The sequence below is a fragment of the Streptomyces sp. Y309 genome, from assembly GCF_056712025.1.
On record NZ_CM160048.1, the window covers coordinates 523,682 to 534,422 of the forward strand.

Genomic DNA, 10,741 nt, shown 5'->3' on the forward strand with positions numbered 1-10,741 from the left:
TCACCCCCTCCGAGATCTCAGAACTGTCCCGCTGCTCCGTCGTGTTCGTGCCCGGTGACCCCGGTCGCACCGGGCACGTCGCGTTCTGGCATGCCGACGGCGACACCCCGCCCATGTCGGCATCAGCGACCGCCGGTGAGCTGACCGTCGCCACGCCCGGGCCCGACGGAATCCACCTCGGGGTCGTCCCGGCGTCACTGCTGCCGGTGGGCGCCGCACTGCCCGTGCTCACGCGCGCACGGGCGGCGTCCGGCGCGCATCCGACTGCCGCGTTCTGGGGCACGGCAGCGGTGCTCGCCCTGCAACTGGCCGCCCGCGGGCTGCTGTTGCCCGGGCTCACCGAGAGCGACCACGACGCCTGGCGCGCGGGCCCCTTGAGCACCGAGGACCTGCGCAGGCTGCGCGACCTCGCCGCCGCGATGCCGCCCGCCGCCCATGCCGTCCCCCTCGACGCCGGCCCGCTGGTGCGCCTGCCCGCACCGGAGCGGCTGCTGCGCCGATTCCTGGACGCGGTCGCCGACACGCTGCCCCGCTCCCCCGCCGCCGTGGCGGCCGCCGGGCACCCCGCGTTCGCTTCGCCCGAGCCCCAGCACGTGCCGACGCAACGGGCCTGGGCCACCGACGTCGCCGCGGGCCACGACGCCGGAGTGCGGCTCTCGCTGCGTGTCGAGGTGCCCGGTCTGGTCTCGGACACGTCCGAGGAGACCCGGCTGCCGTTCCGGGCCGTCGTCCAGATCCACAGCGTCAGCGACCCGTCGCTCGTCGCGGACGCCGCCGAGGTCTGGGCCGGTTCCGGAGCCGCCGCCGGGGCATTCGGGCCACGCGCACGGATGGATGCCCTGCTGGCTCTGCGCCGCGCCACGCGCGCGTGGGCACCGCTCGGGCCGCTGCTCTCGGCGCCGGTGCCGGACGCGGTCGAACTCGCCGACGAGGAGGTCACGGAGCTCCTGGGCGAGGGGGCGCGCATGCTCGCCGTGGCCGGCGTGGATGTGCACTGGCCCAGGGAACTCGCCCGCAGCCTCACCGCCCGCGCGGTCATCGGCCCCGAAGACCCCGACGGCTCCGACAGCGGCGGCGAGAAGGGTCCCGGAAAGCTCGGGTCGGACGCGCCGTCGCATCTCTCCGCCGACGCCCTGCTGGCCTTCAACTGGCGCTTCGCACTGGGCGATCAGGAGTTGACCCGTGCGGAGCTCGACCGCCTCGCGGAGGCCAACCGCCCGGTGGTGCGCCTGCGTGACCAGTGGGTGCTCATCGACCCCGAAGAGGCACGGCGCGCCCGCGCACAGCAGGACCACAAGGTCACTCCCGTCGACGCGTTGAGCGCCGCCCTGACCGGCACCACGGAGGTGCAGGGCCGCCGCTTCGATGTCGAGCCCACGGGCTGGCTCGCGACCCTGCGTGAACGCCTCGCGGACCCCGAGGGCATGGACCCCGTGGGGCAGCCGGCAGCGCTCGCCGCCGAGCTGCGCGACTACCAGCTGCGGGGCGTCAACTGGCTGGCCCGGATGACGTCTTTGGGGCTCGGCGGATGCCTCGCCGACGACATGGGGCTCGGCAAGACCATCACGCTGATCTCGCTGCATCTGCACCGCCAGAGCGAGGAGACGACCGCGGGCCCCACGCTCGTCGTGTGTCCGACCTCGCTGATGGGCAACTGGCAGCGGGAGATCGAGAAGTTCGCGCCCGGCACGGCCGTGCGCCGCTTCCACGGGGCACAGCGTGGCCTGGACGACCTGGCGGACGGCGAGTTCGTGCTGACCACGTACGGAACGATGCGGCTCGACACGGACCGGCTCGCGGCGGTCGGCTGGGGCATGGTCGTCGCCGACGAGGCGCAACACGTCAAGAACCCGTACTCGGCCACGGCCAAGCAACTGCGCACCATCAGCACCCGCGCGCGCGTGGCGCTCACCGGCACCCCCGTGGAGAACAACCTCTCCGAGCTGTGGGCGATCCTCGACTGGACGACCCCAGGACTGCTCGGCAGTCTCGGCACCTTCCGCACCCGCTACGCCCAGGCCGTGGAAGGCGGCACCGACCCGGGCGCGGCCGAGCGGCTCTCCCAACTGGTGCGGCCCTTCCTGCTGCGCCGCCGCAAGTCGGACCCGGGCATCGCCCCCGAACTGCCGCCGAAGACGGAGACCGACCGCGCCGTCTCCCTCAGCACCGAACAGGCGGGCCTCTACGAAGCGGTGGTCCGCGAGACGCTGGCCGAGATCTCCGGCGCCGACGGCTTCGCCCGCCGCGGCCTGATCGTCAAGCTGCTGACCGGCCTGAAGCAGATCTGCAACCACCCCGCGCAGTACCTCAAGGAGGACAAGCCGCGCATTACGGGCCGCTCCGGGAAGCTGGAGCTCCTGGACGAACTGCTCGACACCATCCTCGCCGAGGAGGCGAGCGTGCTCGTGTTCACGCAGTACGTGCAGATGGCGCGTCTCATCGAACAGCATCTGTCGTCCCGCGGCATCGCCTCGCAGTTCCTCCATGGCGGGACTCCGGTGCCCGCGCGCGAGGCGATGGTCCGGCGCTTCCAGGACGGTGAAGTCCCGGTCTTCCTGCTGTCGTTGAAGGCGGCGGGCACGGGCCTCAACCTCACGCGGGCCGAGCACGTCGTGCACTACGACCGGTGGTGGAACCCCGCCGTCGAGGCCCAGGCCACCGACCGCGCGTACCGCATCGGGCAGACGCAGCCCGTGCAGGTGCACCGGCTGATCGCCGAGGGCACGATCGAGGACCGCATTGCCGAAATGCTGCTGCGCAAGCGCGAACTCGCCGACGCCGTCCTCGGCTCCGGCGAGGCGGCCCTCACCGAGCTGACCGACTCCGAACTGGCCGACCTGGTCGAGCTGCGAGGGGGGACGACGCGATGACCGACGCGTACGAGGAGACGTACGGCGAAGCACACGGCAGCGGCGGCAACGACAGGAGCGGCGACTTGACCTCGTACGACAACGAGCGGACCTTCGAGGCCCTGCCTCCCGCGCACGGGAAGGGGTTCGCGCAGACCTGGTGGGGCCAGGCGTGGATGAAGGCCCTGGAGGACACGGCGCTGGACCTCGCACAGCTCAAGACGGGCCGTCGGCTCGCCCGGGCGGGGGCCGTGGGCGCCGTCTCGGTGCGCCCCGGGCGCATCACCGCGGTCGTGCAGGACAAGAACGGCACAGCGCACCGCTCCGACGTGCTGCTGCAGGAGCTGAGCGACGACGAATGGGACCGCTTCCTCGGCATGGCCGTGGAGCGGGCCGGGCACATCGCCGCGCTGCTCGACCGGGAGATGCCGCCGCACCTGGTGGAGGACGCGGCGGCGGCAGGCGTCGAGCTGCTGCCCGGTATCGGCGACCTGGAGCCGGAGTGCGACTGCGAGGCGTGGGACCACTGCGGGCACACGGCCGCCCTGTGCTACCAGTTGGCGCGCCTGCTGGACCAGGACCCGTTCGTGCTGCTCCTGATGCGCGGACGCGGCGAGCGTGAACTCCTCGACGAGTTGCAGGTGCGCAGCGTCGCGCACCAGGCCGCGCCGGACGCCCCGGAGGAGGAGGCGCGGGAAGCCGCCCAGGAGGGCGTGGACGCCGCCGAGGCGTACGCGGACGGCGCGATACTGCCGCCGCTGCCCGGACCGCCCGTACTGCCCGCAGAGCCCGGTCTGCCGCCTTCGCTGGACACGGAGGCGGAGTCGGCGCCCGGCGTGGACGTGGCGGCGCTGGAGTTCCTGGCGGCGCGTGCGGCGGCCGAGGCTCACCGACTGCTGGCCGAGGCCCTCGCGCCCGGTCACGAGCGGCAGCCCGTCGAGCCCGGGCTGACACTCGGCGAGGATGCCGTCCGGCTGGCCGCCGCCTCTCCGGAGGCCTCGATCGCGGGGCGTCTCGCGGAGAGTTCGGGCCGCGACGGGCACGGCCTGGCACGAGCGGTGACGGCCTGGGGGTACGGGGGGCGTTCCGCGCTGGACGTCCTCGAGGAGGAGTGGGCCCCGGAGGCGGACTCGCTGGCACGCGCGCGTGCCGCGCTGGACAGCGCCTGGGACGAGGGCGAGCGCCCCACGCTGCGCGCCGCCCGCAACCGCTGGACGGTGGTCGGCGCCGACGCCCAGCTGCGCCACGGGCGCGACGGCCGCTGGTGGCCCTACCGTAAGGAGCACGGCCGTTGGGTACCGGCCGGACCGGCGGCGCACGATCCGGCGACCGCTCTGGCGGCCGTCACCGCGGGTGACTGACCGGTGCACTGCGCATGGCTGAAACCGCACAGCGGCCACCGGCGTGACCGCGTTGGTGACACGTGCGCCGGGAACACCGGCACACGCACTCACCCCGGTCAGCGATTGAGCAAGGTCATGACATCCAGGACCGTGGAACGCGCCCGCTCAAGCGTGCGGGTCCAGCCGAAGGCGAGATGACAGGGGCGTCGCACCCCCGCCGCCGCTGATCGCCTCGGTGATGACGGCGCCTCCTGCCCCTCGCGGGAGGCGCCGTCGGCGCGTCACGCTCCGTTCACTCATGAGCCGTCAGGCGTTTGCGCCGGCGGCGAAGGGTGACGCCGTCACCGAACTCACGCCCCAGGAGGCCCTGATGCCCTCACACGCCGCCGGCCGGCACCGCGTACGCCGCTCCGTCGCCCTCGGCGTGCCGCTCGCCCTGCTCACCGCCGCAGCGGTCACCGGCACCGCGATGGGCGTCCAGAGCGGGGCCGCGGGCGAGACCCGCGGCAAGGGCAGTGCGCCGCGCGTCACCCACACCGCGACGCTCGGCGACGTCCCCCTGGGCACCTTCAGCAACCGCCTCCTCCCGGGCACGGTGCGCGACGACCGCGGCGTGGACCTCGGCGGCATCGGCAGTGACATCTATCCAGCGGGACGCAAGGGCGAGTTCTGGACAGTCACCGATCGTGGCCCCAACGGTCAGATCAAGGTCGACGGCAAGAAGCGCCGCACGTTCCCCGTGCCCGGTTTCGATCCGGCCATCGTGAAGATCCGGGTGTCGGGGCGCTCGGTGAAGGTGATCGACGCGCTCCCGGTCACCACACGCTCCGGGAAGCCCGTCACCGGTCTGCCCAACCAGGAGGGGCGCGACGAGGCCCCGTACACGTACGACGCCAAGAAGCCCCTCTCCTACGACCCGAACGGTCTGGACACCGAGGGCATCGTCCGGGCCCATGACGGCAGCTTCTGGCTGGTCGACGAGTACGGCCCGTCCCTGGTCCACGTCTCCGCGCGCGGGAAGGTCATCAAGCGGTACGTCCCCAGAGGCCTGAAGCTGCGCGGTGCCGACTATCCGGTGGCCGAGGCGCTGCCCGGCGTCCTGCTGCACAGGAAGACCAACCGCGGCTTCGAGGGGCTCGCGCTGCTCCCGGGCGGTGACCTGGTGATGGCGGTGCAGAGTCCGCTGTCCCTTCCGGACGAGGACGCGGGTGAAAGGTCGCGGACGGCACGGCTGCTGCGGTTCTCGCCGAAGAAGCAGACGGTCTCCGCCGAGTACGCGTACCGCTTCGACCCGGTCGGTGTCGTCGACCCGGGCGAGGACGACACCTCCGAGCTCAAGATCTCCTCCGTTGTCGCCGTGGGCCGTGACCGGCTGCTCGTCGAGGAGCGCACCGACAAGGCGGCCCGGCTGCACCTCGTCCGCCTGAGCAAGGGGACGGACATCCTCGGCGACCGCTGGGACGACGCCGCGACCCGCCCCTCCCTGGAGGAACTGGACGACCCGGCCGCCTCCGGAGTGCCGGTCCTGCGCAAGCGCCTGGTCGTCGACCTGGGAACCGTCGACGGTGTGCCCGGCAAGATCGAGGGTGTGGCCCGGGTGAACAGCCGCACGCTGGCGCTGATCAACGACAACGACTTCGGGATGACCGACGGACCAGAGGCGTTCGACAAGGACGGCCGGCTCGTGGACAGCGACGTAGAGACCACGGTGACGTTCGTGCGGCTCCCCAAGGGGCTGTGACCGCCCTCTCCGGGACAGCGATTTCCCGAATCCGGTCCGCTTATTGAGTCCGGTTACTGAGTCCGGTCCAGTTCGCTGGGCAGCCCCGTGGGCAGCGTCGGGAGATCGCTGGGCAGCCGGGTCGGGAAGTCACTGGGCAGGTTGCTCGGCAGCTCCGTGGGGATCTCTGTGGGGATCTCCGAGGGAATGCTCAGCGACGGCGTGGGCCGGGGATCACTGCTCCTGCTGCTCTCGGTCGGGGTCTTCTTGTCCGGAGAATCGTCGTCCCCGGTGGCCACGACGACCACCGCGGCGACGGCTCCGGCGGCGACGATCGCGGCGAGCAGGACGACCAGCTTGTTGCGCCTGCGGGGTGGTCCGCCGCCCGGCGGCTGCGGGGACCATCCGTCGTCCCCAGGAGGCGGCCCGTACCCGCCCGGCGGAGGGCCGTACCCTCCGGGAGGCGGGCCGAAGTCACCACTCCCCGGAGGGGGTACGTCACCCGGCGGACGGGGAGGCTGCGGTGGTACCGGCGGCATGGCCATACCACCAAGAGTCGCCTCGAACCGGTCAAGAGGCGACCCTTGCGCGGAAGTTGCTACACGCTCATCCCGCGGACCGGAGGATTCCGGGGCGCACACCGGGTCGGCTCACGCCGCTCGGCACTGGCACCCCGGGATCAGCTCCGTACGCCCAGCAGGTGATCCATGGCCAACTGGTCGAGCCGCTCGAAGGCCATGCCGCGCGCGGCGGCCCCCTCCACGTCGAAGGCCTCGTAGGCGCTCCTGTCGGCGAGCAGGCCGGCGAGCCCGTCCTCGGCGGTGGGACACGCCAGTTCGTGCAGGCGCGCCTCGCTCAGCGCGTCGACCACGTCGGGGTCCGCGCGGAAGGCCGCCGCACGCTCGCGCAGGATCAGGTAGTTGCGCATGCACCCTGCCGCGGAAGCCCATACTCCGGCGTCGTCCTCCGTACGCGGCGGCTTGAAGTCGAAGTGGCGCGGTCCGTCGTAACCGGCCCTCTCCAGGAGGTCGACCAGCCAGAAGGCGCTGCGCAGATCGCCTGCGCCGAAACGGAGGTCCTGGTCGTACTTGATGCCGCTCTGGCCGTTGAGGTCGATGTGGAAGAGCTTGCCCGCCCACAGCGCCTGGGCGATGCCGTGCGGGAAGTTCAAGCCCGCCATCTGCTCGTGTCCCACCTCGGGGTTCACGCCGTACAGTTCGGGCCGCTCCAGGCGCTCGATGAACGCGAGGGCGTGGCCGACCGTGGGCAGCAGGATGTCTCCGCGCGGCTCGTTCGGCTTGGGCTCGATGGCGAAGCGCAGGTCGTACCCCTGCTCGGTCACGTACTCGCCGAGCAGGTCGAAGGCCTCCTTCATGCGCTCCAGGGCGTCTCGTACGTCCTTGGCGGCGCCGGACTCCGCGCCTTCCCTGCCGCCCCAGGCGACGTACGTGCGCGCGCCGAGCTCGACGGCGAGGTCGATGTTGCGGATCGTCTTGCGCAGCGCGTAGCGGCGCACGTCGCGGTCGTTGGCGGTGAACGCGCCGTCCTTGAACACCGGGTGCGTGAACAGGTTCGTGGTCGCCATCGGCACGACAAGTCCGGTGGCGTCCAGGGCCTCCCGGAAACGCTTGATGTGCCCCGCGCGTTCGGCGTCCGTCGATCCGAACGGGATGAGGTCGTCGTCGTGGAAGGTCACTCCGTAGGCACCCAGTTCGGCCAGATGCCGTACGGAGTCGGCCGGGTCCAGTGGCGCCCGGGTGGCGTCCCCGAAGGGGTCCCTGCCCTGCCAGCCGACGGTCCACAGGCCGAAGCTGAACTTGTCCTCAGGGGTGGGCTGGTAGTTCATGCGCGACTCCTTGCCGGCTCCTCGACCATTTCGTCATGGCGATTGACAAATTAGTATCCCCAAGCACCGCTGGGAAGGTCGAAGGAAGAAAGTTCCCGTGCGCAGGCCCGGGAGAGTCACCAGAACGGAGTCGCGGATGTCATCAGCGCCATCAGGCCCCCTCGTCGTAGGTGTGGACAGCTCCACGCAGTCCACCAAGGTCCTGGTCGTCGACGCGGCCACCGGGGAGGTCGTGGCGAGCGGCCAGGCGCCCCACACGGTCAGCTCCGGAGCCGGCCGGGAGAGCGATCCGGAGCAGTGGTGGGACGCCCTGTGCGAGGCGCTGCGCCAGTGCGGCACGGCCGCGCGGGAGGCCGCCGCGGTGTCGGTCGGCGGCCAGCAGCACGGACTGGTCACGCTGGACGCCCGGGGCAGGCCCGTACGGCCCGCGCTGCTGTGGAACGACGTACGGTCCGCGCCGCAGGCCCGGCGCCTGGTCGAGGAGCTGGGCGGCGCCAAGGCGTGGGCGGACCGTGTCGGCAGCGTGCCGACGCCGTCGTTCACGGTGACCAAGTGGGCCTGGCTCGCCGAGCACGAGCCCGCGTCGGCCCGCGCCACGGCGGCGGTGCGACTCCCCCACGACTACCTCACACAGCGTCTGACCGGCTCGGGGACGACCGACCGCAGCGACGTCTCCGGTACGGGCTGGTGGGCATCGGCGACCGAGTCGTACGACGAGGAGATCCTCCGCCTGGTGGACCTGGACCCGGCACTCCTGCCGCGCGTGGTGCACTCCGGAGAGGTCGCCGGCACCGTGCACGCCGACGGCGAACTGCCCTTCTCCAAGGGGACGCTGGTGGCGCCCGGCACCGGCGACAACGCGGCCGCCGCCCTCGGCCTCGGGCTGCGCCCCGGCACACCGGTGCTGAGCCTCGGTACGTCCGGCACGGTGTACGCCGTCTCCAAGCACCGCCCCACGGACCCGACCGGAACGGTCGCCGGTTTCGCCGACGCGCGCGGCGCCTGGCTGCCGCTGGCCTGCACGCTCAACTGCACCCTGGCCATCGACCGGGTGGCCGCGCTGCTGAGCCTCGACCGGGAGGCCGTGCAGCCGGGCGGAGGCGTCACCGTGCTCCCCTACCTAGACGGCGAGCGCACGCCTGACCTGCCGCACGCCTCGGGAATGCTGCACGGTCTGCGCCACGACACGACGCCCGGCCAGGTTCTCCAAGGGGCGTACGACGGCGCGGTGCACGCCCTCCTTGGCGCACTGGACGCCGTCCTGGACGCGGACGCCGACCGTTCCGAACCGCTCCTCCTCATCGGCGGCGGAGCACGCGGCACGGCATGGCAGGAGACCGTACGCCGCCTCTCCGGAAGGCCCGTGCAGATCCCGGAGGCCCGCGAACTGGTCGCGCTGGGCGCCGCCGCGCAGGCGGCCGGCCTGCTGACCGGGGAGGACCCGGCGGCCGTGGCGCGGCGCTGGGGCACCGCGCGCGGGCCCGTCCTCGACGCGGTCGAACAGGACGAAGCGACGCTCTCGAGGATCTCATCGCTCCTCTCCGAAGCCGCTCCTTTGCTGGATGGGGCGCTGGACGGACCACATGGGGCGTGAGGATACGAAGCGGCATGAGGGTACGAAGCGGCGTCAGGGTACGGAGCGGCTCGACACCCCGAGGGAGCGGGAGCCCGACAGCCGTCAAGGGCGCCTGCCCGACACCCAACAGGGCATGCGTCGCCGCAACCTCTCACGGGTCATGCACACCGTCGCCGCCCACGGACCGCTCTCCCGGGCCGCCGTCGCCTCACGGATCGGCCTGACCCGGGCCGCCGTGTCCACGTTGGTGGACGAGTTGATCCGGACGGGGCTCCTGGAGGAGCTGGGTCCGGAGCGCCCGGCGAGGGTGGGCCGCCCGGGCTCCGCACTCGCGGTGAGCGCGCAAGGTCCGGCCGGCATCGGAGCGGAGGTCGGCGTCGACCATCTGGCGGTGTGTGCCGTCGATCTGCGCGGTGCGGTACGCGCGCGTGCCGTGCGGCACGTCGACAACAGGGGACGCGCTCCGGAGCCCGTGCTCGCGGACCTCGCTTCGCTGGTACGGCAAGTGGCCGAGGAGGCCGAGCAGGAAGGAATGCGCCCGGCCGGCCTGGCGATCGCCGTCCCCGGCCTGGTCGCACGCGACACGCACACCGTCGTCCGCGCCCCCAACCTCGACTGGCACGACGCCGACCTCGGTGCCCGGCTGCCGCCGGAGCTGCCCCTGACCGTGGACAACGAGGCGAACTTCGGCGCCCTCGCTGAGCTGTGGCTCGGCGACACGGCACCGGCGGACTTCCTGCATGTGTCGGCCGAGATCGGAATCGGCGCGGCGCTGGTGGTCGACGGGCGGTTGCTGCGCGGAAGCCGCGGCTTCGCGGGCGAGCTGGGGCACGTACCCGTTTGGCCCGAGGGGCCGGAGTGCGCGTGCGGCGGGCGCGGCTGCCTGGAGCAGTACGCGGGCGAGGAGGCGGTGCTCCGGGCGGCCGGTCTGGCGCCCGGGGCGGACCGGGTCGCGGTGCTCGCAGAGCGTGCCGCGGCCGGCGATGAGCAGGCGCGGGCGGCGCTGGGGGAGGCGGGGGCGGCGCTGGGGATCGCGCTCACCGGAGCGGTGAACCTGCTGGATCCGCGGGCGGTGGTGCTCGGGGGCACGCTGTCCCGGCTCGCCCCGTGGCTGCTTCCCTCTCTGGAGGGCGAGTTGGGACGGCGCATCACGGGTCCGGGCTGCGACGTCGTGGTCTCCCGCATCGGGTCGGACGGTCCGCTGCTGGGGGCGGCTCATGCCGTGGTGCGGGCGGTGCTCGATGATCCGGTGGGGCTGGCCCCCGCCAAGGCGGCCACCCCCAGTCGAACCGATTCATCCGCGTCGGCCCGGTCCGCACCAGGCGCCTTCCATTGATCCGCGAGGCCGGACGGTGCGGGGGCCGGGGCGGGGATTGGGCCGGGTCCGGGGCGAGGCCGTCGCCGTTG

The 10,741-nt window shown here is 72.8% G+C and carries 7 protein-coding genes; 5 read left to right on the forward strand and 2 right to left on the reverse strand.

Features of this window, described 5'->3' with window-relative positions; all coding sequences use genetic code 11:
* The first annotated feature begins 113 nt into the window (after positions 1-113).
* The 3 genes from AC0KTA_RS02200 (at position 114) to AC0KTA_RS02210 (ending at position 5,933) form a co-directional block, all read left to right on the forward strand.
* Entirely contained in the window at positions 114-2,870 is a 2,757-nt protein-coding gene (locus tag AC0KTA_RS02200; protein WP_481053366.1) for a DEAD/DEAH box helicase, read from the forward strand.
* Positions 2,867-4,210 (forward strand): SWIM zinc finger family protein, encoded by a 1,344-nt coding sequence (locus AC0KTA_RS02205; protein WP_481053367.1) that lies wholly within the window; start codon positions 2,867-2,869, stop codon positions 4,208-4,210. The genes AC0KTA_RS02200 and AC0KTA_RS02205 overlap by 4 nt, the downstream gene beginning before the upstream one ends.
* Before the next feature lie 352 nt (positions 4,211-4,562).
* Complete coding sequence (locus tag AC0KTA_RS02210) at positions 4,563-5,933, forward strand: esterase-like activity of phytase family protein (RefSeq protein ID WP_481056283.1); 1,371 nt, start codon at positions 4,563-4,565, stop codon at positions 5,931-5,933.
* Positions 5,934-5,986: 53 nt separating this feature from the next.
* Here the strand turns inward: AC0KTA_RS02210 and AC0KTA_RS02215 are convergent, their stop codons facing one another.
* Both AC0KTA_RS02215 and xylA read right to left on the reverse strand, forming a co-directional pair.
* Positions 5,987-6,457: a hypothetical protein gene (locus tag AC0KTA_RS02215; RefSeq protein ID WP_481053368.1), complete on the reverse strand. Its 471-nt coding sequence runs from the start codon at positions 6,455-6,457 to the stop codon at positions 5,987-5,989.
* Positions 6,458-6,591: 134 nt separating this feature from the next.
* Positions 6,592-7,758, reverse strand: a complete 1,167-nt coding sequence (xylA, locus tag AC0KTA_RS02220; protein ID WP_481053369.1) for a xylose isomerase — start codon at positions 7,756-7,758, stop codon at positions 6,592-6,594.
* A gap of 136 nt (positions 7,759-7,894) precedes the next feature.
* Here xylA and xylB point away from each other — a divergent pair, with 136 nt between their 5' ends.
* On the forward strand, positions 7,895-9,352 hold the full coding sequence (gene xylB / locus AC0KTA_RS02225) for a xylulokinase (RefSeq protein WP_481053370.1): 1,458 nt from the start codon (positions 7,895-7,897) through the stop codon (positions 9,350-9,352).
* Positions 9,353-9,467: 115 nt separating this feature from the next.
* Complete coding sequence (locus AC0KTA_RS02230; protein WP_481053371.1) at positions 9,468-10,670, forward strand: ROK family protein; 1,203 nt, start codon at positions 9,468-9,470, stop codon at positions 10,668-10,670.
* Positions 10,671-10,741 lie beyond the last annotated feature (71 nt).

Bases quoted from the DNA above. Each gene is read 5' to 3' on its own strand.
- AC0KTA_RS02200 (WP_481053366.1), top strand. From the start codon at position 114: ATGTCGGCATCAGCGACCGCCGGTGAGCTGACCGTCGCCACGCCCGGG.
- AC0KTA_RS02205 (WP_481053367.1), top strand. From the start codon at position 2,867: ATGACCGACGCGTACGAGGAGACGTACGGCGAAGCACACGGCAGCGGC.
- AC0KTA_RS02210 (WP_481056283.1), top strand. From the start codon at position 4,563: ATGCCCTCACACGCCGCCGGCCGGCACCGCGTACGCCGCTCCGTCGCC.
- AC0KTA_RS02215 (WP_481053368.1), bottom strand. From the start codon at position 6,457: ATGGCCATGCCGCCGGTACCACCGCAGCCTCCCCGTCCGCCGGGTGAC.
- xylA (WP_481053369.1), bottom strand. From the start codon at position 7,758: ATGAACTACCAGCCCACCCCTGAGGACAAGTTCAGCTTCGGCCTGTGG.
- xylB (WP_481053370.1), top strand. From the start codon at position 7,895: ATGTCATCAGCGCCATCAGGCCCCCTCGTCGTAGGTGTGGACAGCTCC.
- AC0KTA_RS02230 (WP_481053371.1), top strand. From the start codon at position 9,468: ATGCGTCGCCGCAACCTCTCACGGGTCATGCACACCGTCGCCGCCCAC.